Below are 25,497 nucleotides of genomic sequence, written 5' to 3'. Positions count from 1 at the left end.
GGTCTCCTCGGTTCGGTCAGCCGAACGCCACAGCCACCAGGGTTTGGTTCATGTGCATGCCGTTGAACTGCTCGCCGTACGTGCTGAAGCCGATCGCCCGGTGCTTGGCCAGGAACGCGCCCACCTCGTCGGCCAGTCCGCGCTCCTCGAACTCCAGACGGCGCAGGATGCAGTCGAAGGTGAGCACGGCGCTGATCGAGCCGAGTTCCGCGCTGACCGCGTCGAACCGCTCGGCGAGCTTCTGCAGCATTCCCACCGGGTGGCCCAGTCGCAGGACGTCGCCGGTGTCGACCCGGGCGAACATGCTCAGCGACCGATCCTCGTTGACGGTGGCGATACTGCGGATCCAGCTCGATCCGCCCGCGTTGAGCAGCAGCGGGTGGGTGGAGAACGTCGTCGGTCCGATGTCGGCCAGGTCGGCCCCGACGGCCTCCGCGTACGCCACGGCGGCGGGCCGTCCGTTGAACTCGCGGATGATGCGCCGATCGGCATCCACCTCGGTTGCCACCAGGATGGTGTCGGTGGGGTCGTGATGCTGCAACCGTAGGAGCCGGAACGGCGCGTCCGCCCGGACCAGCGTGACCGTGGCGGTATTGGCGAGGAACTTCCCGTCGTGGTAGACGGCGGTGTAGGCAAAGGTCAGATCGTCACCGGCCGAGCCGCCCACGATCGGTACGTCGCCCAGCGTCGCCATCAGGTTGGCGGCCAGCAGGTCCTCGTTGCGACTCAGCCCGTCGGTGAGCAGCACCGCGAATCCCTCGCCGTCCTCGGCGAGTTCCGCCCGTAGCCCGGCCAGGGCCGAGCCGGCCTCCTCGACGGCGGTAGCGGTATCGTCGAGCGGTCCGACGGTTATCGTCCGGGCCCGCAGGCCGCCTCCGGCGAGCGCGGCGGCGCAGATGCCGGTCCGGTCGTAACCGTTCGGTCCGATGTTTCCGGAGCTGGTGCACCCGATGACCCGGTCACCGAAATGCTGCTTCAGCGCCGTGCCGACCACCTCGAGGTCGTAGCCGGTCGAGACGAAGACCGTGTACAGATCGGCCCGGGAGCCGAGTGCGGCGGCGATCTCGGCAACCGCGGCGGCGCCGTCCGACAGGTGTGACGCCGCGGATGCGGCGGCGATGTGCTGCCCGCTTCGAGGCAGAGTCGTCGTGACCATGGATTTCTCCCGTCTGACCTTCTTCTGATCGACCTGGCTGCGCTGAAGCTGAGCCGCGCGATTATCGATCTTTTCCGGCGTACGAGACATATGCTGCGATCGTGGCTGATCGCATTCTGATGGTCGACGACGAACAGCGGCTCCTGGACGGACTCCGCCGCTCGCTGCACGGCCGCTACGCGATCGATTTCAGCACGTCGGGCGCCGACGGGCTCACGCGGATCGCCACCGCCCCCAGCCCGTACGCGGTCGTGGTGTCCGACATGATGATGCCGGTCATGAACGGCGCGGAGTTCCTCGCGCGGACCCGCGAGGTCAGCCCCGACTCGGTGCAGATCATCCTCAGCGGCCAGGCCGACCTGACCTCCACCATCGCCGCGGTCAACGACGGGAACCTGTTCCGTTTCCTCACCAAGCCCTGCGAACCGGACAACCTGACCCGGGCGCTGGACGCCGCACTGCATCAGCACCGGCTGATCATGGCCGAGCGGGAACTGCTGCAGCGAACCCTCGACGGCACCGTGGAGCTGCTGACCGACCTGATGAAGGCGGCGAGCCCGCTGGCCGCGGCCCGCAGTGAGCAGCTGCGCGCGCTGGTCGACGCGGTCGCCCCGGCCGGGGCCTGGGAGCCGCGGATCGCCGCGATGCTCGGGCAGGTGGGCCTGCTCGCCATTCCCGGCGAGCTCCTCGGCCAGGTGCGCGCCGGCGAGACGCTGGACCACGAGGCCACAACGCTGTTTCGCAGCCATCCCCAGCTGGCGTACGAGCTGATCAGGCGCATCCCCCGGCTCGAACGGGTCGCCGACTGGGTTGCCGCGCAGCCGCTCGCGCCCGGAGAGAAGCCGGTCGGCCAGGTCGACCACGACCAGTTGCCCTACGCTGCCGCGGTCGCGCTCGTCGTCGGGATCGAGGCGGGCGGCTCACCGTCCGCGGTCGCCACCGAGCTAGCCCACTACCCCAGCGAACTGGTCGACTCCCTGGTGCGGGCCTACACGACGGCGAAGACGCGCAAGCCCCGGAAGGTCACTGGGGCCGAGTTCGTGATGGGCATGGTGGTCAACCAGGACGTCCTCACGGCCAACGGGCTCGTCCTGGTCCGGGACGGGGAGCTGCTGACCGAGTCGATGGCGATTCGGCTGCGGCACTTCGCCGCGGGCGTCGGCATCGTCGGACCGGTGTCCGTCCTGGTCTGACAATCCCGGCTCTGCGATCCGCATCAGTCCGGCAGCTGACGGGCCGATAGGAACAGGTGGCGGCCGTGCGCCAGGGCGAAGGACGAGGAGGACCGATGGGAGGGTACGCACGCCGGGTCATTTCGCACTGTACGCGCGAGCATGACAGCATGCTCGGACAGGTCCGTACGCTCTTCCTGGCGTTGTGCCTGATCTGGACGCTGGTCGGACTCGGGTGGGCAGATCTGAACCGGCAGGGCGGGCCGTACGTGACGCTCGGCGCGGTCACCGCGGTGCTGGTACCCCTGATCGTGGGCTACCGCCGCGGCGGCTTTCCCCGCTGGACCTGGTTCGTCGAGGGTGTCGGCGTGTGCCTCATCGCCACGAATTCGGGGCACTCGATCACGTTCGGCCTGCTGTTCGTGTGGGTCAACTTCCGCGCCCTGTACGGATCGCTGACCGACCACCTCATCGGCGGCGGCACCATTCTCGGAATCCTGGTGGCCGGCGTGGCGTTCCTGGACATCCCGGCCTCCGACGCGCTCTCCATGCTGGTGGCGGCACTCCTCGGGCTGATCGTCAACCATGTCCTGGCGCGCGGCATCCAGGGCCGGGACCGGGCAGCTATCCGGGAACGGGCGGTCGCCAAGGCGGGCGCGGAGTTCGCGGCCACGAACAGCCGGACGGAGGCCACCGCCGTGGCGGTCAAGGCGGCGCTGACCATGGACCCCGACACCCGCGCCACGTTGATCGCCATCGTGGCCGGGGGCAACGCCCGCATCATCGGTGCCGACGGCGAGGTACGACCCGAGGTGGTCGGCAGCGTCGCGCCGGTCGACCAGCTGGGCGACGAGGTCCGCGCGGCCCTCGTGCCCGGCGGGTTCGCGTTGGTCAGCGGCGAGGCCGCCACCCACCTCGCGCGGGTATTCGAGCTGCCGCCCGTCGCTGCCGTGGCCGTCGCGCCGCTGGCCGTGCACGACGACGTGTTCGGCATGATCGTGCTACTGCTCACCCGGCGCCCACCGGACGACCTGGAGGCGGCGCTCACGACGCTGGCCGACGCTGCCGCGATGACGCTCGACCAGCAGCTGAGCCGGTCCCGGCTGAAGATCGTGGTGGAGCACTCGCCGGACGCGCTCATCCTGGCTAGCGAGCGGGGAGTCATCCGGTTCGTCAACCCGGCCGCCGAGAGACTGCTCGACCGGCCGGCGGCCGAACTGCTCGGCAGCAACCTGCGGCTACTGCTGAATCCCGACGACCTGGCCACCACCCTGGCCGCACGCTCGGCGGTGGCGCAGACCTGCCGGGTTCGCGGCCGGGAGGACCAGGCCTGGACCGAGACGGAGGCGGTAGTCGAGTACGTCACCGAGCACGATGGCTCACGCAGCATCGTCTTCAACGCCCGAGACGTCTCCGAGCGGCGGCGGCTGGAGATGGAGCTGCAGCACGCGCAGAAACTCCAGTCGGTGGGCCGCCTGGCCGCCGGTATCGCCCACGAGATCAACACGCCGATCCAGTTCATCGGCGACAACGTCCACTTCATCGAGGAGGCGTTCAGCGGCTTCGCCACCGTCCTCGACGCCTACGAGAAAAATCTGCGCCACGGCGGGCCGGCCACCGCGATCGAGTCCGCGATTGAAGAAGCTGATTTCGAGTACCTGTGGGCTGAGACGCCGATCGCCATCCGGCAGTGCCTCGAAGGCATCACCCAGGTGGCCCACATCGTCCGCGCCATGAAGGCCTTCGGGCACCCCGGCAGCGATGAGAAGAAGTGTGCCAACCTGAACGAGGCGATCCAGAACACGATCATCGTGGCGGCCAACGAGATCAAGTTCGTAGCCGACGTCACCACTGATCTCGCCGACCTGCCGATGGTTCCGTGCCAGGTCGGCGACATCAACCAGACCATGCTCAACCTGATCATCAACGCCGCCCATGCGATCGAGGCGGCGGACCGGGGACGCGGCACGATCCACATCACCACCCAGGTCCAGCACGACCACGCCGTCATCGAGGTGGCCGACACCGGCACCGGCGTGCCCGCGGAGATCGCGGACAAGCTGTTCGACCCGTTTTTCACCACCAAGGACGTCGGCGCCGGCACCGGGCAGGGCCTCGCGCTCGTACGCACGCTGGTGGTGGACCGGCACGGCGGCGAAGTCGACTTCACCAGCGAGCCCGGCGCCGGTACGACATTCCGCGTGCGCCTGCCCCTGCAGGACCCGGCCGCATCGCATCATGACGAGAACATTGTGGAGGCAGCGGCGTGACACAGAAGCCACACGTCCTGTTCGTGGACGACGAACCACGCGTGCTCGACGGCCTGCGACGGATGCTGCGTACCCAGCGGAACCGCTGGGAGATGTCGTTCGCCAACGGCGGCGCCGAGGCGCTGGCCCTGCTCGGCGAACGGCATTGTGACGTGGTCGTCTCCGACTTCCGGATGCCCGAGATCGATGGAGCAGCTTTGCTGGAGAAGGTGCGGACGGTGTCGCCCGACACCGCCCGGATCATCCTGAGCGGCCAGACCAGCGCCGACAACGTCATGCGGGTGATGACGCTCGCACACCGGTTCCTCAACAAGCCGGCCACCTCCGACGAGATCATCGAAGCGATCGAACTGGTGCTGAGTGCCCAGATGACGACCTCGACCAGCCCCGGCATCATCAGCGACGTCTCCGGCGTGTCATCACTGCCCAGCCCACCTGCCCTGCTGGCCGAGCTGCTCAGCGTGCTCGAGGATGAGAAGGCGAGCGCCTCCTCGATCGGCAAGGTGATCGAGGGAGATCCGGCCATAGCCGCCAAGATCCTGAATCTCGCGAACTCCTCGGGCTGTACGGCCGGCCGCCGGCTCGCCGACATCACCCAGGCCGTGGCGCTGCTCGGCACCAACGTCGTACGCGGGCTCGTCCTGCTGCACGACATCGTCAGTGTCTTCGCCGCAGGGGTGCACCTGCCGGCGGCCTGGATGGACGCCCTCAACACGCACTCGGTGCAGTGCGCCCAGCTCGCCCACCGGCTGTCCATCGGAAAGGAGTGGGCCCAGCACGCCTTCACGGCCGGACTGCTGCACGAACTCGGCCAGCTCGTGCTCGCCACCTCGCGCCCCGACCAGTTCGGGGTAATAGTGAGCGAGTGGCGGCAGGCGGGTGAGGCGGCCGAGGCCGGCGCGCACACCGCCGAGGCCGGGGTGAAGGCCGCCCCTGCGCTCGGCGAACTCGAGACCGCCGGCCTCGGCACGTCGCACAGCGACGCCGGCGCCAGCCTGCTGTCTCTCTGGGGACTGCCTGCGGATGTGGTCGAAGCCGCCGCCGGACATGCCCGGACCGAGACGCCCACCACGGCCGAGAACCTGAACGCGGCCGTGGCGCTCGCACACACGATGGTGGAGCAGGAATTCGGCCCGGTATGCGGGATCCGGCCGATCAGCCCGCTCGACGAGTCGACGCTCGGCCCAGCCGAGCGCAACCACCTCCAGCAGTGGCGGGCCTCGCTAGGTCCCCGGCAGTGAGGCGCGGCCAGCCGCTGTTCGCGAACCGCCGGGGCCCGCCCTCGCCATCACCCCGGCCGTTGGAAGTGCCGTTGCCACGTGGGCAACTCGCCGACATATCTAGTGTGAGAAGAATGACCGAGCCCACACCACCTGCCCGGAAGCGCCGACGGCACGCTGTCGCGTTAGTGGCCGTGGTGATCATTCTCGGTCTGATCGGCACCCTGATGGTGACGGCCCTGGTCCGGCGAACTCAGCAACGTCATGCCGGGCAGTCCATGGACCAGCACGCCGATGAGGTCGCCCGAGCGGTCACCAGTGAGGCCGATCGCTATCGGGACACCCTGTCGGACGTCGCCGCGGCCGTGGGGGCGCAGTCAGACTTCACCGCCGGCGACTTCACCGAGATCACCTCCCGGCTGACGAGGCAGCGACTGCCGGGAGCCACCACCGTCGCCTTCGCGGTGGCGGCCGAAGACAACCAGGTCTCCGAAGTCGAGGCCGCCTGGCGGGCCCGAGGGGCTCCTGGGCTCACGCTGAGGACCCTCGGGCCAGCGCGAGAGCACATGTTCCTGATCTTCTCCCGCCCTCTCGACGACACTCCCTCCCTGCCAGGGCTTGACGTAGGTCAGGCGCCGGAGGCCGCGGATGCGTTGCACACCGCCCGCGCTTCCGGGCAGGTCACCGCGAGCCACACCTACGTTCTGCTCAAGGACCGAACGCTGCCCGCGACCGAACAGCAGATGTCGTTCGTTCTCGCCACGCCGATCAACGGAGGTCTGGGCACTCCCGACGCCGGCCGGTTCCGGGGCTGGATGGTCATGGGTATGCGGGGCAGCGACTTCATGCAGGAAACCCTGCAATCGAGGTCGCGTGACCTGCTCAACGTCACTCTGGTCGACATGTCCACGCCCACGCCCACGCTCGTCGCCCAGCCGCGGATCAGCGCCGCGCCGCGGGCCGGCGCTCTGCGCCGTGAGCGCAATGTCGTCGTCGGCCAGCGCCAGTGGCAACTGCACCTGGCACCGACGGATGCGTTTCTGATGAACACCGACCGGCGGATGCCCGCGCTGGCCTTCGTGGTCGGCACGCTGATGACCCTGCTGGTGGCGGCCATGGCCGGTGTCCTGGTCGGCGCCCGTGTCCGGGCTATGAACGCGGTCGACCGCGCGACGACGGCGCTACGCGAGGACATCCGCCGGCGGGAGGCGGTCGAGGCGCAGCTCCGCGAGCGGGAGGACGACCTGCGCCAGCTCGCCCTGCACGACCCGCTGACCGGCCTGGCCAACCGCATCCTTTTCGGTGAACGCGCCGATCACGCCATCGCCACTCACAGCCGCGGCGCGACGACGTTCGCGGTAATGTTCATCGACCTGGACGGCTTCAAACAGATCAACGACACCCTCGGTCACGGCGCCGGGGACGCTGTGCTGAACGAGGTCGCGGACCGCCTGCGCCGTTGCGTGCGCCTCGGCGACACCGTCGGCCGGTTCGGCGGCGACGAGTTCGCCGTCCTGGCCGAACAGGTCACCACCATCGACGACGCGACGATCGTCGCCGACCGGATCATCCGCGCCCTGGAGCAGCCTTTCGTGATCAACGACCAGGCCCACCGGATCAGCGCCAGCGCGGGCGTGGCGCTGCACAAGCAGGACATGAGTGTCGCCATGATCATCCAGACTGCTGACCGGGCCATGTACGTCGCCAAGGCGGCCGGCAAGGGCCGCTACGTTGTCGCCCCGGGACGCGGTCCGGCCGACGAGCCCGCGACGCCGCCCCCGATCCGCGGTTCGAGGTGAGCACCGATGCCGCCGGCCGGGGCGGAGTCGGTGTGCTCAGCGGGTGGAATGGAGTTCGCTGAGGGCGAGGAGCCTCCAGCAGCTCGCAGCGCATCGATGCTACGGACGGCTGTTCTAGCGTAGTCCTGTTACCAAATCGGGCATTGTTGGCCGCCTGCGCCGCATGGGGGTGAGAGTCCCCTCCGCATTCAAACCCCACCCGACGTCCGCACCGCGATGGCGTGGGGAGTTGCGGCTCGGTCAGAGGGGCTTCTCCAGGACCATCGTCGGGCGGCCCTTGGCCGATCCATGGGAGGCCGTCGGTGGGGTGCCGGCGCAGGATCTCCGTGTAGCCGACGAGCCGGCCGGCGTCGTCCCGGGCGACCAGGGACTCCTCGCCCGGGCCCAGGGCGTCCAGCACCGCCGTGACCGTGGCCCGGTCGAGTGTGTCCGGGTCGAGATCGCCGCTGTATCGCCAGTAGGTCGCGTTGCTGGCGTACACCTCGTACAGGTCGTCGGCGGCGGTCCGGGCGGTTAGCGAGATCATGGGGCTATTCTGACCCCGGGCGGTGCGACGCGCCAATTAAAGGAAACTTAAGACAACTCGTCGCGGAAAACTGTTATTGAATGGCGAAAACGCGGCCACCTGCGTCACCTCGTACGGTGAAAATGAATTTTATCTTCTCGCGTTGAAACGCGTCCGCGAGTTATGCATAATTCCTCGCGCAACCTCTTCACGCCATTTTTATTAAGGATAAGCATGGCTACTGACTCGGTGGAACCGCGGCGTCGTCGCCGCACGACGCGGGTGGTTCTCGGTGCGGCCGTGGTCGCGACGCTCGGTGCCAGCGGCATCTACATCGCCACCGCCGACGCCGGCGAGGTGAGTGTCCCGGGCCGGCTGCAGGCCGAGAAGTACTCCGCGCAGTCCGGTGCGCAGACCGAGGGCACCTCGGACACCGACGGCGGCAAGAACGTCGGCTGGCTGGCGAACGGCGACTGGCTCGAGTACCACGACGTGGCCATCACCGGTTCCGCACTGACCGCCCGGATCGCCTCGCAGAACACCGACGGCGGCGCGATCGAGGCCCACCTCGGCAGCCCGGCCGGAAAGCTGCTGGCCACGTTCCCGGTCGCCCCGACCGGCGGCTGGCAGAAGTGGACGACGGTCAGCGCCACGGCGGCGAGCGTGCCGGCCGGGAAGCAGACGCTGGTCCTGGTCATGAAGAGCACGTCCCGCTCGGACTTCGTCAACATCAACTACCTGACGCTGGGCGGGACCGCGCCGTCCACGAGTGCCGCGCCCACGACAACGCCCACCAAAGCTCCGAGCACGGCACCGACCAAGGCGCCGACGACGAAACCGACCACAGCCGCTCCGACCACGGCAGCTCCGACCGGCGGGTTCGTCCCGGTCGACGCGGCCGCGTGGAAGGCCGAGCTCGCGCTGTTCGACGCCGTACCGAAGAAGGCGGTCCCGGCCGGGACCACGATGGTTCCCGAGTTCCACACCGACTGCGACGTCTCCGGTGAGGCGCCCGACGACCCGATCGTGTTCCCGAACATGCCGGGCGCGTCGCACCTGCACACGTTCTTCGGCCCGAAGGTGACCGCGAGCAGCACGAACGAGCAGCTGCGCGCCGGCAAGACCACCTGCAACGCGGCCGGCGACAACAGCGCGTACTGGGCGCCGACCCTGCTGCGCAACGGCACGCCGGTGAAGATGAAGAACTTCCGGGCGTACTACGGCGCGAAGATCAAGGACTCGGCGACCGTCAAGCCGTTCCCGCCGGGCCTGCGGATGGTTGTCGGCGACGCGAAGCGCCAGGTGGCGACGCCGAAGGGCGCGAACAGCCAGTTCTGGTGCGCGGGCAGCGCGGAGATCGGGCGCAGCGCCGACGGCAACTGGCCGAAGTGCGCGGCCGGCGGCAACCTGATCTACCAGCTGACCTTCGAGGACTGCTGGGACGGCAAGAACATCGACTCACCCGACCACAAGTCGCACATGGGGCCGTCGACGAACGGGGCGTGCACCGGCAAATACCCGGTCGCCATTCCGAGCCTGTCACTGATGCTCAACTACGACTCACTCGGCGGTGACGGCCTGGCCCTTTCGTCCGGAATGGCGTCGTCGATCCACGGCGATTTCATGAACGCGTGGGATCCGGCCAAGCTGAGCGCTCTGGTCAAGGTGTGCATCACCGCACACGCCAAGTGCGGCACGACTCCGTCATTCACCGGGGGCTGATTTCCGAGCGCTTATTTCGTACGAAATAGGGGGTGGTCTCGCCTGATGGCGGGGCCACCGCGCGCGTTCGATGATCAGCAGGCACGATGAGCGGCATGGCGGTCGGAAACAGGATGCGGCAGGGTGCGACGGCGTGGGGGCGCGCCCGGAGCCGCCACAGTTGGCTCGATCATCTGGCTCGGGCCGTGGTGCGCTACGACGAGGCGGACGGTGGCCGGCTCGCCGCGGCGGTCACCTATTACGCGTTCTTCGCGACGTTCGCGTGTGCGCTGCTGGGTTTCGCCGCGTTCGGGTTCATCCTCGACCGGCCGGCGGTGCAGCAGCTGCTGCAGAGCTACCTCACGGAGAACCTGCCCGGCCTCGACCTGGAACGGGTCCGGGTCGCGCGCGGCACCATCGGCGTGATCGCGTTCCTCGGGCTGCCGATCACCGGCTGGTTCTGGATCGACGCCATGCGCTCCTCGATCCGCAAGGTGTGGCAGCTGCCCGAGTACCCTGGCGCCCTGATCCACCGGCTGCTGATCGACCTGCTCGTGCTGATCGGTCTCGGTCTGCTGGCGGTCGCCTCGCTCGGCACGGCGTTCCTCACCGTCTGGGTGGCGGGCCAGTTGATCGAACCGACCGCCGCGAACGCCGCGCAGAGCCGGTGGCTGCTGGACGCGGTCGCGTTCGTGGTCAGCATCGGGGTGAACGCGCTGCTCGCGACGGCGGTGCTGACCGGGCTGCCGCGGTTGCGGATGCCGCTGCGCCGGGTCGCGGTGCCGGCGTTGATCGTGGCGGGCGGGTTGGAGCTGCTCAAGACCGTGGGCCACGTGTTCGTGCAGCACGTGGAGGCGAACCCGACGTATCAGGTGGTGGCCGGGACGGTCGGGCTGCTGTTCTCCCTCAACATCATCAATCAGGTGGTGTTGTTCGCGACGGCGCTGGCCGCGACCAGCACGACCGGCGAGGTCAGGGATCTGTCCGGCCGGCCGGACGCGGCGGACCCGGATCCCGAGCCTGCTCCGGAATCGGCCCACTCCCCCGGGCACTCCCCCGGGCACTCCTCTGGGCCGGACGATGACCGGGCGGAGCAGTCCGAAGATCCCGACGACGTAGGTCACCGGTTCGGGTGATCGGCGGCACATGGTACGTGCCGTGGTGACACGCTGCGGCCGTTCCGGCGTTTGGCGATCGCCCGCAGGGGCATCCGGCAGCGCAGGAACGAGGAGGTGCACCCGTTGACAACAAACGCTACGCATAGCAGCGGTTCGACGGCCGATCTGGTCAGTCAGGCTGCCGCACAGATTTCCACGCTGGTCCGGGACGAGCTGACCCTGGCCAAGCTCGAGCTGACCGAAAAGGGCAAGCGCGCCGGGGTCGGCGGCGGACTGTTCGGCGCGGCCGCCGTCCTGGGCTGGTTCGGCCTCGGGCTGCTGCTCACGCTCGCCGTCGTACTGCTGAATCTGGCCTGGCCGTTGTGGCTGGCCGTCCTGGTGGTGATGGTCGTGGTCTTCGCGGCCGCCGCGGTGGCCGCCGTGCTGGGCCGCAGCAAGCTGAAGGCCGCGGTGCCGCCGATGCCGACCGACGCGGTCGCCAGCGTGCAGGCCGACGTGCGCACCGTCAAGAACGCCGCCCAGAGGGGACGACACTCGTGAGCACTCCGTCGACTGATCCGGAACGCCTGACCACCGAGATCAAGCAGACCCGCGCCGACCTGGGCGCCACGGTCGAAGCCCTGGCCGCCAAGACCGACGTGAAGGCCCGCGCGAAGCAGGCCGCCACCGACGTCACCGACCGCGGCCGGGAGCAGCTGTCGGCCGCCACCACGAAGGTCGCCGAAGCCGCTGGCACGGCCGCTACCAAGGTCGCCGAGGCGGCCGGGACGGCGCGGGAGAAGCTCGCCGGCCGGTCCGAGGACGTCAAGGCCGCGGTGGCTCCGATGCAGCGCCGGGCCAGGACGCTGCGGGTCCGGGCCGCCGAGGACCCTCGGGTACGCCGGGCCATCGCACCGGCCGCCGTCGCCGCGACGGTCCTGCTGGGCGCGCTGATCGTCTGGGTCGTCCGCCGCCGCGCGTGAGTCCGTCGCGGTAGTCACCGCACGCAAAGCGGGGGCTGCGGACGAATCCGCAGCCCCCGGCTTGATGAAGTGATCAGATCGCGGCGGAACCGAGGTGGTTGCGCAGCTTGCCGAGTGCCTTGGTCAGCAGCCGGGACACGTGCATCTGCGAGACACCGATCTGGTCGGCGATCTGCGACTGCGTCATGTTGCCGTAGAACCGCAGGCTGACGATCTTCTGCTCCCGCTCGTCGAGGAACGCCATCGCCGGGCCGAGCGCGATCCGCATCTCGGCCTCTTCGAAGCCGGTGTCCGTGGTGCCGAGCGTCTCGCCGAGCTCGGTGCCGCCCTCGGTGATCGGGGTGGACAGGCTCGTCGAGTTGTAGGCGCGGGCACCCTCGAGGCCCTCGATGACCTCGTCCTCGCTGATGCTCAGGTATTCGGCGATGTCCGCGACGGTCGGCGAGCGGCCCAGCGTGTGGCTGAGCGCGTTGTTGGCGCCGGTGATCGCCAGGCGCAGCTCCTGCAGCCGGCGCGGCACCCGCACCGACCAGGTCTTGTCGCGGAAGTGCCGCTTGAGCTCACCGACGATGGTCGGGATCGCGAAGCCGGCGAAGTCGACACCGCGCTCGGCCTCGAACCGGTCGACCGCCTTGATCAGGCCGACCACGGCGACCTGGTAGAGGTCGTCGCGGGGCTCGCCGCGGTTGGCGTACCGGCTGGACAGGTGCCGGGCGAGCGGCAACCAGGCCTCGATCGCGCGGTCCCGCAGGCGCGGGCGCGACGGGTGCTCGGTGGGGAGCGCCGCCATCGCGTTGATCAGCTCACTGGCCCGATCGGTGCTGGTCGCGGCTTCCGTGCGGGTAGCGGTGTCAACCATCGCGGTCATATGAGTGAACTCCTCGAGCTTGCCAGTACGTCAGGTGGTGCGGCGGTGTAATGCCCACCCGCGCGGGTACCACAAACCACCTGAACGTCCAATACATACCACCGAAACGGTGGATGTGTGATCAACAATTTCGTAGCAGTCGATCGAGGACGCGTACGCCGAACCGCAGCCCCTCCACGGGTACCCGTTCGTCCACCCCGTGGAACAGTGAAGTGAAATCCAACTCCGGCGGCAGCCGCAGCGGCGCAAACCCGAAGTGCCGGATCCCGAGCCGCTGGAACGACTTGGCATCGGTCCCGGCCGAGAGCATGTACGGCAGCAGCCGCGCCCCCGGATCCTCCGCACCGATCGCCGCCGCCATCGCGTCGACCAGCGCGCCGTCGAACGTGGTCTCGACCGGCGGCAGACTGTCCCATTCGCGCTCGATGTCCGGCCCGAGCACCGCGGCGAGTTCCGCCTCGAACGCTTTCTCGCGCCCCGGCAGCATCCGCCCGTCCACGGTGGCCCGCGCGGTCGACGGCACCACGTTGCCCTTGTAGCCGGCCTCGAACATGGTGACCGCCGCGGTGTCCCGCAGGGTCGCGCCGACCAGCCGGGACAGGTGCCCGAGCCGGGCCACCGCCGGTTCCGGGTCGTCCGGGTCGAACGGCACCCCGGTCATCTCGGCGAGCCCCGCGAGCAGGTCATGGACCGGCCCGGTGAGCACCAGCGGGAAACGGTGCTGGTCGAGGCGGGTGATCGCGGCGGCCAGCTTCGCGACGGCGTTGTCGGTGTGCAGCAGCGAGCCGTGCCCGGCCACCCCGCGGGCCTTCAGCCGCAGCCACATCACGCCCTTCTCGGCCGTCTCCACCAGGTAGGCCCGGGCGCCGTCGCCGACCGTGACCGAGAACCCGCCCACCTCGCTGATCGCCTCGGTCGCGCCCTCGAACAGTTCGGGGCGGTGGTCGACGAGCCAGCGCGCGCCGGTGAAGCCGCCGGCCTCCTCGTCCGCGACGTACGCGAAAATCAGGTCCCGGGGCGGCACCACGCCCTCGCGTCGGAGCCCGCGGGCCACCGCCAGGGTCATCGCGAGCGTGCCCTTGATGTCGACCGCACCGCGTCCCCACACGTACCCGTCACGAATTTCGCCGGAGAACGGGTGCACGGACCATTCGGCGGCGTCGGCCGGCACCACGTCCAGGTGGCCGTGCACCAGCAGCGCGCCGCGCTCCGGGTCGGCGCCGGGCAACCGGGCGATCACGTTGCCCCGGCCCGGCGCCCCGGACTCCACGTACGTGACGTCGTAGCCCACCTCGGTGAGCTTCTCCGCGACGTACTCGGCGGCCGGGCGCTCGGTGCCCGGCCCGCCGTTGTCGCTGGCGTTCGTGGTGTCGATCGCGATCAGCTCGCTGGCGAACCGCACCACCTCGTCGGCCGGGTCGATCACCCGCATTCCTCACGCAGCTCGCGGACCAGCGAGGACACCACGGCTTTGAGGCTGCCGCCGTTGTCCGCGGCGACCCGCAGCTGCCGCTGGTAGCTCGCGCCGCGGTCGACGATGTCGAGCAGGCTCTCCAGCTGCACGGTGCAGCCGAGCGCCTCGGCGATCGGTTCGAGCCTCGGCAGCAGCTCCTCGAGATCCTTGGTGACGAGCCGTTCGTCGCCGGCCGCGTTCTGGATGATGATCGCGTCCATCCCGTACCGGGCGGTGCGCCACTTGTTCTCCCGGATGAACCACGGTTGCAGCCGGGGCACCTCCCGGCCGGCGTCCAGCTCGCGGGAGAAGTATTCGACCAGGCACTGGCTCAACGCGGCCAGCGCGGCGATCTCCCACGCGCTGGAGATCCCGTCGAACGTCCGGATCTCGATCGTCCCCCACTTCGGTGCGGGCCGGATGTCCCAGCGCAGCTCGTTGAGCTCCTCGATCACCCCGGTGTGCGTCAGGTCGTCGACCATCGCCTCGTACTGCGACCACTCGGTGAACTGCGGCGGCAGCCCGGCCGTCGGCAGCTGCTGGAACATCAGCGCCCGGTTCGAGGCGTACCCGGTGTTCTCCCCGGCCCAGAACGGGCTAGACGCGCTGAGCGCCTGGAAGTGCGGCAGGTAGGTGAGCAGCCCATCGATGATCGGCAACACCTTGCGACGGTCCTCGACCGCCACGTGCACGTGCACTCCCCAGATCATCATCTGCCGCCCCCACCAGCGGGTCCGGTCGATCAGCGTCGCGTACCGCGGCTTCTCCGGCGTCACCTGCTGCTGGAACCACTGACTGAACGGGTGTGTCCCCGCCGACAGCAGATCGACACCGCGCGGTTCGGCGATCGTGCTCACCCGCTCGACCAGCCGGGTGAGATCCGCGACGGCGTCCCGCACCCGATGGTGCGGCGCGCTGACGATCTCCACGGTGTTGGTGAGCAGCTCGTTCGTCACATGCGGAAAACCGTCGACCGGCCCCAGCGCGGCGAGCAGACCCGGCGCCGCCGGAGCCAGCTCACCGCTGCGCCGATCGACACAGGCGATTTCCCATTCGATCCCTAGACGCGATCTGTCCGATGGGGCGAAGTCGATTCCCATGCCGCAACTGTACGAACTGTTCGTTTCCACACCGCGGCTTCGGGCTCGGCGCCGACCGGATCGTCACACCCGGAAGGTGCCGACCAAGGTCTGCAATTCGCCGGACATCCGGGCCAGATCCTCCGAGGCCCGCCGTGAATCGCTGACGTTCTCCGTGGTCATCCTGGTCGCGGTGGCGAGCGAATCGATCCCGTCAGCCACCTCGCTGACCCCGCCGGCGGCCTCGCTGACGCTGCGGTTCATCTCCCCGGTGGTGGCGGTCTGCTCCTCCACGGCGGCGGCGATCGTCGTCTGGTAGTCGCTGATCCGAGCGATGATCTCGCTGATCTCGCCGATCGCCGTGATCGCGGTGCTGGTATCGGTCTGAATCGTGGTGACCCGGAGCTGGATGTCGCCGGTGGCCCGGGCGGTCTCCTGGGCCAGGTCCTTGACCTCGCTGGCCACCACGGCGAAGCCCTTCCCGGATTCACCGGCGCGGGCCGCCTCGATGGTGGCGTTCAGCGCGAGCAGGTTGGTCTGGCCCGCGATCGCGGTGATCAGCTGGATCACGTTGCCGATCTCGGCCGAGGAGGAGCCGAGCTGCGCAACGGTCCGGTTCGTGGCCTCGGCGACGGACACCGCCTGGGCGGCGACCACGACCGCCTCGTTCGCGTTCTTGGAGATCTCCCGGATGGCAGCGCCCATCTCGTCGGACCCGGCCGACACCGCGTCGATGTTGCGCCGGATCTGCTCGGCGGCCGCGGCGACGCTACCGGCCCGGGCGCTGGACTGCTGGGCGCTGACCGCGATCTGACCGTTGGTGGCCGACAGCTGTTCGGCGGCCGCGGCCAGCGAGTTCGCCGCGTCGCCCAGCGCCTGCACGGTGCTGCGCATGGTGCCGGTGGCCCCGTTGAGCGCGATCGCCATGCTGCCGACCTCGTCGCGGGAATGGACCCGGACGGTCCCGGTCAAGTCGCCGGCGGCGACCTGAGTGAGGGTCAGGTTGACCTCGCGCAGCGGCCGGGTGATGCGCCGGACGGTGGTCCAACCGAGCAGGCCGGCGAGAAGGAAACCGGTACCCAGCGTGGCCAGCATCGTCACCCGCCCACTCCGGAAGGTGCTGGTGCCGTCCGCCGCAGCCTGCGCCGCCTGCTCGCTCTCGAACGCGTTGAGCGCGTCGAACCCGGCGTTTACCTTGTCGACGATCGGTTCGGCCTGGGTGTCGTACGCCTGGTTGAAACCGTTGCTGTCGGCCGCGGTGATGAAAGCGGCGAGGGTCTGGTGCATCTCGGCCAGCGCACCGAGGCCCTCCTTGATCGCCTCCAGGGGCTGGCGCTGTGCGTCGTCCACGCCCAGCGCCGCATAGGCCTCGACAGCTCGGGGGACGGCCTCGCCCGTGGCCGCGGCGTTCTTGAGGTCGTTCTGCGCACCGGCGGCGCTCGTCGCGTTGGCGGACTGACTCAGCGCCAGCAACTGGTCGTCGAATTGACCCTGTGCGACTGCCAGCGCCTGCGCCGGTTGCAGATTCTCCTGGTAGATGGTGGTTGCGCTGGTGTTCAGCGTGCTCAGTGCGGCCAGCCCGACCCCAGCGACGGCAGCGCCGGCCACCAGCGCGACCACCAGCGCCATGGTGATCTTGAGGCCGACACTGAGGTCGCCGAACCAGCCGAGCGGGCCAGTGCCCAGCTGCTTGGCAGTGGCGGACGATTGCTCCATGCTGATCCTTTCGATCACGGACTGCGGATGACTCGAACCCCTCCCCATCGGGCCTTTCGGTCGTTTCGCGCAGTTCGTTAGCGACAAGCGGCGAACAGCTCAGGATCGGCCTGCGGTCACGTGGGCGACGACCAGGTCGCCGATCATCTGGCGGAGGTGGTCGCGCAGGGCGGGGTCGAGCAGGTCGCGGTCGAAGATGGCGCGGAACGTGTAACGGTTGGCGCCGCGGAAGACGCAGAACGCGCTGATGATCATGTGGACGTCGAGGGCGTCCAGGTCGTCGCGGAACAGCCCGGCGGCCCGGCCGCGTTCCATGATCCGGGTGAGCACGTCCAGGGCCGGTGCGGCGAGCACCTCGCGGGACTCGGAACGCTGCAGGTGCTCGGCGTAGTGGATGTTCTCGATCGCGACCAGCCGGACGAAGTCCTGGTGCGACTCGTGGTGGTCGAAGGTCAGCCCGGCGAGCTGGCGCAGCGCCTCGACCGGCTCCAGGTGGTCCACGTCGAGCTGCTGCTCGAGCGAGCGGATGTGCCGGTACGCCTGCTCCAGCACCGCCAGGAACAACCCTTCCTTGCCACCGAAGTAGTAATAGATCATTCGCTTGGTGGTGCGGGTCTTGGCCGCGATCTCGTCGACCCGGGACCCGGCGTAGCCCTGGTCGGCGAACTCGCGGGTGGCCACCTCGATGATCTCGGCGCGGGTGCGCTCGGGATCCCGCGTGCGATCGTTCATTTCCGCCCTCCCCGCCGCGCATCCGGACGGCCTACAGTGTACGTACTAGTTCGTACAGACATGGGAGGGGCCATGGCCCGGACCGGCATCGCGACCGTCTGCCTCTCGGGCACGCTCGAGGACCGGCTGGACGCCGCCGCGGCCGCCGGGTTCGACACCGTCGAGATCTTCGAGGCCGACCTGATCGCCTCGCCCCGCTCCCCCGAGCAGATCCGCGACCACATCGCCGGGCTCGGCCTGACCATCAGCCTCTACCAGCCGTTCCGCGACGCCGAGGGCGCTCCCCCGCAGCGGTTCGCCGCGACGCTCCGCCGCCTGCGGGCCAAGCTGGAGCTGATGGACCGGCTCGGCGCCGGCACCCTGCTGATCTGCTCGTCGGTCGCCCCGGACACGATCGTCGACAACGACCTGGCCGCCGACCAGTTGCGTGAGCTCGCCGAGCTGGCCGCCGGGCACGGCATCCGGATCGCCTACGAAGCCCTGGCCTGGGGCCGGCACATCTCCACCTGGGAACACTCCTGGGACCTGGTGCGCCGCGCCGACCACCCGGCCCTCGGCCTGTGCCTGGACAGCTTCCACGTGCTGTCGCGCACCGACCGGTTCGCCGGCATCGCCGACCTGCCCGGCGACCGGATCTTCTTCGTCCAGCTCGCCGACGCGCCCCGGCTCGACATGGACGTGCTGCAGTGGAGCCGGCACCACCGGCTGTTCCCGCTGCAGGGCGGGCTCGACCTGGCCGGATTCACCCGCACCGTGCTGGCCTCGGGGTATGCCGGGCCGCTGTCGCTGGAGGTGTTCAACGACGTCTTCCGCCAGGCCGACCCGCACCGGACCGCGGTCGACGCCCGGCGCTCGCTGATCGCCCTGCAGGACGCGGTCGACACCACGCAGCCCGCCGGCTCGGCACCGGCAGGAGGCGCCGCGCGAAAAGCAGAATCCCGCCTCACCGGCATCGCCTTCGCCGAGCTCGGTGTCGGTGACGACACCGACACCGGTCCCCAACTCGAAACCCTGCTCACCGCACTCGGCTTCACCCACACCGGCCAGCACCGCTCCAAACCGGTCCAGCTCTGGGAGCAGAACACCGCGCGCATCCTGCTGAACTCCGGCGTCCACGAGTCCGCGATCCACGCGTTCGCCCTGGAGAGCACCGACCCGGAAGCCGCCGCCCGCCGCGCCGCCCACCTGCTCGCCGCCCCTCTGCCCCGCCGCCGCCGGCAGAGCGAAGCCGACCTCACCGCGATCGCCGCCCCCGACGGCACCGAGATCTTCTTCTGCCGCACCGCGCCGCCCGACGACTCCGTGCCGGCCGCCGAAACCCGCACCAAGCCACTCGGCGATTCCGCGCCGGCCCTCGAAACCCGCACCGCACCGCTCGGTCAGCACGGCTGGCTCGACGACTTCCTGCCGACCGGCGAGACTCCCGCCCCGCCCACCGGCGTGACCGCGATCGATCACCTCTCGCTGGCACAGCCGTTCGACCGCTACGACGAGGCCGCGCTCTTCTACCGCACCGTCCTGGGCCTGATCGGCGACGAGGCGAGCGAGTTCGCCGCCCCGTTCGGCCTGATCCGCACCCTGGCGATCCGCGACCCGGAGCGCCGGGTACGGATCACCCTGAGCGTCCCGGTCCTGCGCCGCGGCGACTGGGCACCCGCCGTCCGCCACCCGCAGCACCTCACCCTGGCCACCGACGACCTGCCCCGCACCGCATCCGCCCTGCGCAGCGCCGGTGTGCCGCTGCTCGCCATCCCCGGCAACTACTACGACGACCTGGACGCCCGGCTCACCCTCGACCCGCCCTTGCGCACCCGGATCCGCGACCTCGGCGCCATGTACGACGAGGACGCCCACGGCCACTACCTGCAACTGTTCACCCCCGTGATCGGCGGCCGGATCTTCCTCGAGATCGTCCAGCGGGTCGGCGGCTACCGCGGTTACGGCTTCGTCAACGACCCGGTCCGGATGGCCGCCCACCGCGAGCAGCGCCTGCACGCTCACAGTCCGAGATAGATCTTCCGCACCCGCGGGTCGTGGCGCAGCTGCGCGGACGTGCCGGTCATCGCGACCTCACCGTTCTCCACCACGAGGCAACGGCTGGTCGCCTCGAAGGTCAGCTTCGCGTTCTGCTCGACGAGCAGCAAGCTCATTCCTTCGCCGCGCAGCCGCAACAGCACCGCGAGAATATCCTCGACGAGCTTCGGCGACAGCCCCATCGACGGCTCGTCGAGCAGCAGCAGCTTCGGCCGGGACATCAGCGCCCGGCCGATCGCCAGCATCTGCTGCTGCCCGCCGGAGAGCGCCCCGGCCAGCCGCCCGCGCATCTCACCGAGCACCGGGAACAGCTCGTACACCTCGGCGAGGGTGGTGCGCGTCGCCGCATTCCACGCGCGCGCGTATGCCCCGAGCAGCAGGTTCTTCTCGACCGGGAGTCCGGCGAAGACGTGCCGGCCCTCGGGGACGTAGCCGATACCGTGCCGCACCATGTTCCGCGCCGCGACCGTACTCAAATCGATGTCACCGAAGCGCAGCGAGGCGACCTGACGCGGCACCAACCCCATGATCGCCTTGAGGGTCGAGGTCTTCCCGGCGCCGTTCGCGCCGATCACCCCGACGGCTTCGCCGCCAGGAACATCAAAACCCAGATTTCGTACGGCGGAAACGCCCCCATAATGGACACTCAACCCCTCCACCACCAGCGTCACGTCGCGCTCACCTCCGGTAGGTCGCCCATCGAGTCACCGAGATACGCCTCGATCACCGCCGGTGTCCGGGCCACCTGCGCCGGGGTGCCCTCGGCGATCACCCGGCCGCCGGCCAGCACGGTGACCCGCTCGCACAGCGACATCACCAGGCCCATGTTGTGCTCGATGACGATCACGGTGACGCCGCTGTCCCGGATCGAGCGGACGATCTCGCTGAGCTGGCGGACCTCCTCGCCGTTGAGCCCGGCCGCCGGCTCGTCGAGCAGCAGCAGCGCCGGCGCGGCGGCCACCGCCCGGGCGATCTCCACCCGTCGCTGGGTGCCGTACGGCAGCGCGCCCGGCGCCAGCTCGGCGAACTCGGTGAGCCCGAACCGGTCGATCACCTCCCGGGCCCGCCGATGCAGGTCCCGGTCCCGGCGCAGCACGCTGATCGGGCGCAACAGATACCGCCAGCTCTCCGCGGTGTGGCTGCGGTCGATGGCGACCAGGATGTTCTCCTGCACGGTGAGCGCGCCGAACAGCCGCAGATTCTGGAACGTGCGCGACATCCCGGCCCGCGCCAGCCGGTAGGGCGCGTGCGCGGTCATGTCCCGTCCGCGGAACTCGACCCGGCCACTCGTCGGCCGGTACAGCCCGCTGATCACGTTGAACAGGGTGGTCTTGCCGGAGCCGTTCGGGCCGACCACGCCACGGATCTCGCCGGCCGGCACGTCGAGGGAGACGTCGTCGAGTGCTTTGAGCCCGCGGAACTGTTTGGTCACCCCCTGCACGCGCAGGATCGCCGGGGCGTCCGGGTCCGCGGCGGCGCTCATCTCGTACGGAACAAAGGGTGTCATGCGCGCGGGAACGCCGCGCCGGCCCCGCCTCCGGGCCACCGCATCCCTGATCCGGCTGGGCAGGCCGGCCAGGCCGGTCGGGGCGAACACCACGACCAGGACCACCACCGATCCGTACGCGATCTGGGCGATCGTCGGGTGATCGACGAGCGCCTCGCGGACCAGGGCCAGGCTGACCGCGCCGACCACGCACCCGACCAGGCTCTGCCGGCCCCCGATGATCACCATGGCGAGCAGCAGGAACATGGTGGCGATGCTGAACGACTCCGGCGCCACATATTGGATCAGCCCCGCGTAGAGCACCCCGGCGACCCCGCCGTACACGCTGGCCAGCAGGAACGCGGTCATCCGCAGGATCGGGACCTCGGCGCCGAGCGCTCCGGCGGCGAGGGCGTCGTCGCGCATGGCCCGCATCCGGCGGCCGAGGCTGGTCCGGACGATGAACTCGCCGAAGCCCAGTGCGACGACAAACGCGAACAGCTCCAGGTAGTAGTAGAGGTATTCACTGGTCAGGTCGATGCCGGGGAGCGTCGGAACCGGAATCCCGGGTAACCCTTCGGCGCCGCCGCTGACCTCGGCGTTGGTCACCCAGCTGGTGAACGCGAGCGCCAGGCCGAGCGTGACGATGCCGAGATAGTGCGACTGGACGCGCAGCGCCGGCGTGCCGACCACCAGGCCGATCGCCATGGTGGCCAGCACGGCGAGCACGGCGGAGACCCAGAAGCCCAGGCCGGCCCGGGTGGTGAGGATCGCGGTGGCATACGCGCCGACGCCGAAGAACGCGACCTGCGCGAGGTTGACCTGCCCGGCGATACCCATGGCCAGGCCGAGCCCGACCGCCAGGATCGCAAAGATCAGGATCACGTCGACGACGTGGATGGCGTAGGAGTCCAGGCCGTAGGGCAGCAGCCAGGCGGCGATTGCGGCGGCGGCCAGGATGGCGATGCGGGTCCTCATGCGCGGTGTGCCGGTCGTGCGCGGCACGGCGGCCGGTGGAGTGCTCATGCGCGGTTGACCGTCCGTTCGCCGAAGACGCCGGTGGGGCGGATCATGATGATCACGGTGAAGACGACGAACGTGACCAGCTCGGAATAGCCCTGGAAGTGCCCGGCGGTGAACGCGTCAAGGATGCCGATGGCCAGCCCGCCGACGATCGCGCCCGGGATGCTGCCGAACCCGCCGAGGATCGCCGCGGCGAACCCCTTGATCCCGAGGGCGCCGCCGAGCGCCGGACTCACGTAGAGCAGCGGCCCGACCAGGCCACCGGCCAGCGCCGCGAGCCCGCCACCGATCATGAAGGCGATCGCGTTGGAGCGTCCCACGTGGATGCCGATCGCGGTGGCGGCCTCGTGATCCATCGCGACCGCCTGCATCGCCGCGCCGCGTTTGGTGCGGGACAGGAACAACACCAGCAGGATCGTCGCGGCCGCCGCGATGGCCAGCACGACCAGGTCGTAGGTGCGGATGCGCAGGCCGAACACGTCGAGCGGCGGCGACGGCACCGGTGAGGGCACGGCACGGCCGGTGGCACCCCAGATCGCGATCACCAGGGCGTCCAGGACGATGCCGAAGCCGATCGTGCCGATCAGCATCAGGTCGAAATCGCGGTTCTCCAGCGGGCGCAGCACCCGCTCGATGACCAGGCCGATTGCCCCGGTCAGCACGATGGCGATCGGCATCGCGAGCGCGAACGGCAATTCACTTGTGAGATACAGCGTCGAGGCCAGATAGGCGCCGACGGTCACCACGTTGCCGTGGGCGAAGTTGACCAGGCCCATGGTGCGGTAGACGAGGGAGAATCCCAACGCCACCAGGGCGTACACGGCGCCGAGACTGACCCCGCCGATGATGGTCTGAAGGAAGACCTGCATGCGGTCAGCCCGCGGCGGCGACGAGTTTGCCGCCCTTGATGGTGCCGATCGAAGTGGCGAAGATGCCGACCCCGGTCTGGTCGAAGGCGAACGAGCCGAGCAGGCCCTGGTACTTGGTGGCCCGGATCGCGTCGGCGAGCGCCTTGCCGGTGGCCACGTTGCTGGTCTTCAGGGCGGTGAGCATGATCTGCGTGCCGTCGTAGGCCTTGGCGCCGTGCAGCTCGGCCTCCTCGTTGAACTTCGTCTTGTAGGCGGCGGCGAACTTCTTCGACGCGTCGCTGACGTCGTTGCCCAGGTACGGCGAGCTGACGATGGTGCCCTCGGCATTGGCTACGCCGGCGGTGTCCAGGAAGACCGGGGTGCCCTGCGGGGCGGCGCCGGCGAAGGTCGCGGTGATACCCAGGTCGCGGGCCTGCTTGACGATCAGGCCGGACTCGACCTCCTCGGCGCCCAGGAAGATCACCTTCGGGTTCTTCTGCCGGATACCGGTGAGCACCGCCGAGAAGTCCTTCTGGTCGGTGGTCACCACCTGGTCGGCGACCGGAGTGACGCTGCGGGCCTGCAGCGCCTTGAGGAACGCGTCGTGCTCGCCCTTGCCGTACGAGCCGTTGTTGGTGATCATCGCGATGCTCTTGATGCCCTGCTTGTCGACGATGTGCTCGGCCAGGGTCTCGTCGTAGGTGGTGGAGGTCGGCCCGTTGAGGAACAGGAACTCACTGCCGACCGCGACCAGACCGGGCGACTGCCCGGACGTGATGTTCGGGATCTCGGCCTGCTTCAGGATCGGCGCCATCGCGATCGTCACCGCGCTCTCCGCAGTACCGATCATCGCGAGGTAGCCCTCACTGTCGATCTTGCGGGCCAGGTTCGTGCCGGTGGTCGGGTCACCCTGGTCGTCGAAGACGTCCAGCTGGACCTGCCGGCCGTTGATGCCGCCCGCGGCGTTCCACTCGTCGACGGCCAGCCGGGCACCCTTGAGCTCCCAGGCGCCCAGCGAGCTGAGCTGCCCGCTCTGCGCGTCCACGAGCGCGATCTTGATGGGGCCGGTGCCGTCGCCGGTGGACTTCTCGTCGGCGCCGGGCGCGCTGCACCCGGCGGCGAGGACGACAACGGCAAGGGCAAGGACGGAAGGGCGTTTCATGGCGTCTCACCTCAATCAAACGAAGGACCTGCGAGCGGTCGGGAACGGCGGTGTGCTTCACATCTGCGAGAGGTCCGCGAGCTGGCGGAAGTCGGTGAACATCCGCTCCTCGTCCGGGCGGCGGCCGGTGAAGAGCTGGAACGATGCGGCCGCCTGGTGGACGACCATGCCGCCGCCGTCGGCGATCCGGCAGCCGCGTTCCTTGGCCGCGCGGATCAGCGGGGTCAGCAACGGCCGGTAGATGACGTCGGCGACCCACAGGCCCGGGTGCAGGTGACCGGGATCGATCGGGGTGCCGGGATGGCCTTCCATGCCGATCGGGGTGGCGTTGACCAGCCCGTCAGCGGTGGCGAGCCGGTCCGGCACCGCGTGCAGGGGTACCGGCTCGACCGTCGTACCGGGGTGGACGGCCATGGTCCGGGCCAGGCGGCCGGCCCGGTCCGGGTCGACGTCGGCGACGATCAGCCACCGGGTGCCCGCGGCGGCCAGGGCGGAGGCCACCGCCGCTCCGGCACCACCGGCGCCGAGCAGCACAACCCGTTCGGTGCTGACGCCGGGCAGGGCTCGGGCCAGGCCGGTGGCGAAGCCGTACCGATCGGTGTTGTGCCCGATGGTCCGGCCCGGCTCGAACAGCACCGTGTTCACGGCGCCGAGCTCGGCGGCCTCCGGGGCGAGGACGTCGAGGTGCTGGACGACGTCCTGCTTGGCCGGGTGGGTGATGTTGAGCCCCCGGAAGCCGAGCCGGCGGGCGGCGGCGAGCAAGGCACCGACGTCACCGGCCGGTGCAGCCGCGTCGACGCCGGGCGACGCCGGGCCGCGCCCGGCCGAGTCCAGGTCGATGAGCTGGTAGAAGTAGCGCAGGCCCTGCCGATCCGCCTCGCGCTCGTGCAGCGCCGGGCTCATCGAGGAGCCGATGCCGCTCCCGATCAGGCCCACCAGATATCGATCGTCCCGGGCCACCAGCCAGCCTCCCGCACTTTGTACGAACCAGTACGTTAGTTATCGGCGCAGGAGGATCCGATGTCAAGAGAGAGACGCTTATGGATCACCGGCGCCGCGGTGGCGGCGCCGGTGATCGATGGTCAGAGCCGGTGTTTCACAGCCCGGCGTTTCAGGGTGCGGCGTTTCAGGGTGCGGCGTTTCAGGGTGCGGCGTTTCAGGGTGCGGCGTTTCAGGGTGCGGCGTTTCAGGGT

General features: G+C 69.6%; 20 protein-coding genes. 9 read left to right on the top strand and 11 right to left on the bottom strand.

Going from position 1 to position 25,497, the window contains the following annotated elements:
• Window positions 1–16 precede the first annotated feature (16 nt).
• On the bottom strand, window positions 17–1,156 hold the full coding sequence (locus tag Apa02nite_RS20990; protein WP_203826478.1) for an FIST N-terminal domain-containing protein: 1,140 nt from the start codon (window positions 1,154–1,156) through the stop codon (window positions 17–19).
• Window positions 1,157–1,257: 101 nt separating this feature from the next.
• Here Apa02nite_RS20990 and Apa02nite_RS20985 point away from each other — a divergent pair, with 101 nt between their 5' ends.
• From Apa02nite_RS20985 to Apa02nite_RS51100, 8 genes are all read left to right on the top strand, one after another.
• Window positions 1,258–2,349: a response regulator gene (locus tag Apa02nite_RS20985; protein ID WP_203826477.1), complete on the top strand. Its 1,092-nt coding sequence runs from the start codon at window positions 1,258–1,260 to the stop codon at window positions 2,347–2,349.
• 149 nt (window positions 2,350–2,498) lie between these two features.
• On the top strand, window positions 2,499–4,598 hold the full coding sequence (locus Apa02nite_RS20980) for a two-component system sensor histidine kinase NtrB (protein WP_203826476.1): 2,100 nt from the start codon (window positions 2,499–2,501) through the stop codon (window positions 4,596–4,598).
• Complete coding sequence (locus tag Apa02nite_RS20975; RefSeq protein WP_203826475.1) at window positions 4,595–5,839, top strand: HDOD domain-containing protein; 1,245 nt, start codon at window positions 4,595–4,597, stop codon at window positions 5,837–5,839. The genes Apa02nite_RS20980 and Apa02nite_RS20975 overlap by 4 nt, the downstream gene beginning before the upstream one ends.
• Window positions 5,840–5,952: 113 nt before the next feature.
• Window positions 5,953–7,617 carry a diguanylate cyclase domain-containing protein gene (locus Apa02nite_RS20970; RefSeq protein WP_203826474.1) on the top strand — a complete coding sequence of 555 codons (1,665 nt, stop codon included), beginning with the start codon at window positions 5,953–5,955 and terminating at the stop codon, window positions 7,615–7,617.
• 739 nt (window positions 7,618–8,356) lie between these two features.
• Entirely contained in the window at window positions 8,357–9,844 is a 1,488-nt protein-coding gene (locus Apa02nite_RS20965) for a DUF1996 domain-containing protein (protein WP_203826473.1), read from the top strand.
• A gap of 95 nt (window positions 9,845–9,939) precedes the next feature.
• Window positions 9,940–10,959: a YihY/virulence factor BrkB family protein gene (locus tag Apa02nite_RS20960; protein ID WP_239164448.1), complete on the top strand. Its 1,020-nt coding sequence runs from the start codon at window positions 9,940–9,942 to the stop codon at window positions 10,957–10,959.
• 105 nt (window positions 10,960–11,064) lie between these two features.
• The gene (locus Apa02nite_RS20955) at window positions 11,065–11,481 is read left to right on the top strand and encodes a phage holin family protein (protein WP_239164447.1); all 417 of its coding nucleotides are present in this window, start codon (window positions 11,065–11,067) and stop codon (window positions 11,479–11,481) included.
• Window positions 11,478–11,903, top strand: coding sequence for a DUF3618 domain-containing protein (locus Apa02nite_RS51100; protein ID WP_239164446.1), 426 nt, complete (start codon window positions 11,478–11,480; stop codon window positions 11,901–11,903). Before Apa02nite_RS20955 ends, Apa02nite_RS51100 begins: the two co-directional genes overlap by 4 nt.
• A 73-nt stretch (window positions 11,904–11,976) precedes the next feature.
• Here the strand turns inward: Apa02nite_RS51100 and Apa02nite_RS20945 are convergent, their stop codons facing one another.
• The 5 genes from Apa02nite_RS20945 to Apa02nite_RS20925 all read right to left on the bottom strand — a co-directional run bounded on the left by Apa02nite_RS20945 (window position 11,977) and on the right by Apa02nite_RS20925 (window position 17,751).
• Window positions 11,977–12,771 carry a SigB/SigF/SigG family RNA polymerase sigma factor gene (locus tag Apa02nite_RS20945; RefSeq protein ID WP_067706319.1) on the bottom strand — a complete coding sequence of 265 codons (795 nt, stop codon included), beginning with the start codon at window positions 12,769–12,771 and terminating at the stop codon, window positions 11,977–11,979.
• Between the two features lie 121 nt (window positions 12,772–12,892).
• Entirely contained in the window at window positions 12,893–14,197 is a 1,305-nt protein-coding gene (locus Apa02nite_RS20940) for a M20/M25/M40 family metallo-hydrolase (protein ID WP_373873016.1), read from the bottom strand.
• Complete coding sequence (locus tag Apa02nite_RS20935; RefSeq protein ID WP_203826471.1) at window positions 14,194–15,324, bottom strand: glutamate--cysteine ligase; 1,131 nt, start codon at window positions 15,322–15,324, stop codon at window positions 14,194–14,196. Before Apa02nite_RS20935 ends, Apa02nite_RS20940 begins: the two co-directional genes overlap by 4 nt.
• A 63-nt stretch (window positions 15,325–15,387) precedes the next feature.
• Window positions 15,388–17,019 carry a methyl-accepting chemotaxis protein gene (locus Apa02nite_RS20930; RefSeq protein ID WP_203826470.1) on the bottom strand — a complete coding sequence of 544 codons (1,632 nt, stop codon included), beginning with the start codon at window positions 17,017–17,019 and terminating at the stop codon, window positions 15,388–15,390.
• 99 nt (window positions 17,020–17,118) lie between these two features.
• A complete protein-coding gene (locus Apa02nite_RS20925; RefSeq protein WP_203826469.1) occupies window positions 17,119–17,751 on the bottom strand; it encodes a TetR/AcrR family transcriptional regulator in 633 nt (210 codons plus the stop codon).
• A gap of 72 nt (window positions 17,752–17,823) precedes the next feature.
• Between Apa02nite_RS20925 and Apa02nite_RS20920 the strand changes: the two genes are divergently transcribed.
• Window positions 17,824–19,764 (top strand): sugar phosphate isomerase/epimerase and 4-hydroxyphenylpyruvate domain-containing protein, encoded by a 1,941-nt coding sequence (locus Apa02nite_RS20920; protein ID WP_203826468.1) that lies wholly within the window; start codon window positions 17,824–17,826, stop codon window positions 19,762–19,764.
• Here Apa02nite_RS20920 and Apa02nite_RS20915 read toward each other — a convergent pair.
• From Apa02nite_RS20915 to Apa02nite_RS20895, 5 genes are read right to left on the bottom strand one after another with little or no spacing between them, the layout of a single operon-like run.
• Entirely contained in the window at window positions 19,749–20,456 is a 708-nt protein-coding gene (locus Apa02nite_RS20915; protein ID WP_067706337.1) for an ABC transporter ATP-binding protein, read from the bottom strand. The two genes, Apa02nite_RS20920 and Apa02nite_RS20915, sit on opposite strands and share 16 nt — an antisense overlap.
• Window positions 20,453–22,297 (bottom strand): branched-chain amino acid ABC transporter ATP-binding protein/permease, encoded by a 1,845-nt coding sequence (locus tag Apa02nite_RS20910; protein ID WP_203826467.1) that lies wholly within the window; start codon window positions 22,295–22,297, stop codon window positions 20,453–20,455. Before Apa02nite_RS20910 ends, Apa02nite_RS20915 begins: the two co-directional genes overlap by 4 nt.
• Window positions 22,294–23,163 (bottom strand): branched-chain amino acid ABC transporter permease, encoded by an 870-nt coding sequence (locus Apa02nite_RS20905; protein ID WP_203826466.1) that lies wholly within the window; start codon window positions 23,161–23,163, stop codon window positions 22,294–22,296. The genes Apa02nite_RS20910 and Apa02nite_RS20905 overlap by 4 nt, the downstream gene beginning before the upstream one ends.
• 4 nt (window positions 23,164–23,167) lie before the next feature.
• Complete coding sequence (locus Apa02nite_RS20900) at window positions 23,168–24,304, bottom strand: ABC transporter substrate-binding protein (protein WP_203826465.1); 1,137 nt, start codon at window positions 24,302–24,304, stop codon at window positions 23,168–23,170.
• A 57-nt stretch (window positions 24,305–24,361) separates the two neighbouring features.
• Window positions 24,362–25,264, bottom strand: coding sequence for a shikimate dehydrogenase (locus Apa02nite_RS20895; RefSeq protein WP_239164445.1), 903 nt, complete (start codon window positions 25,262–25,264; stop codon window positions 24,362–24,364).
• Window positions 25,265–25,497: the final 233 nt, after the last annotated feature.

The organism is Actinoplanes palleronii (assembly GCF_016862315.1).
Classification (GTDB): Bacteria; Actinomycetota; Actinomycetes; order Mycobacteriales; family Micromonosporaceae; genus Actinoplanes; species Actinoplanes palleronii.
This window is presented reverse-complemented; position numbering and strand designations above follow the sequence as displayed.

What these genes read in the sequence shown, in the direction of transcription:
- Apa02nite_RS20965 (WP_203826473.1), top strand. Translation starts at nt 8,357, where the DNA reads ATGGCTACTGACTCGGTGGAACCGCGGCGTCGTCGCCGCACGACGCGG.
- Apa02nite_RS20960 (WP_239164448.1), top strand. Translation starts at nt 9,940, where the DNA reads ATGGCGGTCGGAAACAGGATGCGGCAGGGTGCGACGGCGTGGGGGCGC.
- Apa02nite_RS20900 (WP_203826465.1), bottom strand. Translation starts at nt 24,304, where the DNA reads ATGAAACGCCCTTCCGTCCTTGCCCTTGCCGTTGTCGTCCTCGCCGCC.
- Apa02nite_RS20990 (WP_203826478.1), bottom strand. Translation starts at nt 1,156, where the DNA reads ATGGTCACGACGACTCTGCCTCGAAGCGGGCAGCACATCGCCGCCGCA.
- Apa02nite_RS20980 (WP_203826476.1), top strand. Translation starts at nt 2,499, where the DNA reads ATGCTCGGACAGGTCCGTACGCTCTTCCTGGCGTTGTGCCTGATCTGG.
- Apa02nite_RS20970 (WP_203826474.1), top strand. Translation starts at nt 5,953, where the DNA reads ATGACCGAGCCCACACCACCTGCCCGGAAGCGCCGACGGCACGCTGTC.
- Apa02nite_RS20905 (WP_203826466.1), bottom strand. Translation starts at nt 23,163, where the DNA reads ATGCAGGTCTTCCTTCAGACCATCATCGGCGGGGTCAGTCTCGGCGCC.
- Apa02nite_RS20930 (WP_203826470.1), bottom strand. Translation starts at nt 17,019, where the DNA reads ATGGAGCAATCGTCCGCCACTGCCAAGCAGCTGGGCACTGGCCCGCTC.
- Apa02nite_RS20935 (WP_203826471.1), bottom strand. Translation starts at nt 15,324, where the DNA reads ATGGGAATCGACTTCGCCCCATCGGACAGATCGCGTCTAGGGATCGAA.
- Apa02nite_RS20920 (WP_203826468.1), top strand. Translation starts at nt 17,824, where the DNA reads ATGGCCCGGACCGGCATCGCGACCGTCTGCCTCTCGGGCACGCTCGAG.
- Apa02nite_RS20910 (WP_203826467.1), bottom strand. Translation starts at nt 22,297, where the DNA reads ATGAGCACTCCACCGGCCGCCGTGCCGCGCACGACCGGCACACCGCGC.
- Apa02nite_RS20925 (WP_203826469.1), bottom strand. Translation starts at nt 17,751, where the DNA reads ATGAACGATCGCACGCGGGATCCCGAGCGCACCCGCGCCGAGATCATC.
- Apa02nite_RS20945 (WP_067706319.1), bottom strand. Translation starts at nt 12,771, where the DNA reads ATGACCGCGATGGTTGACACCGCTACCCGCACGGAAGCCGCGACCAGC.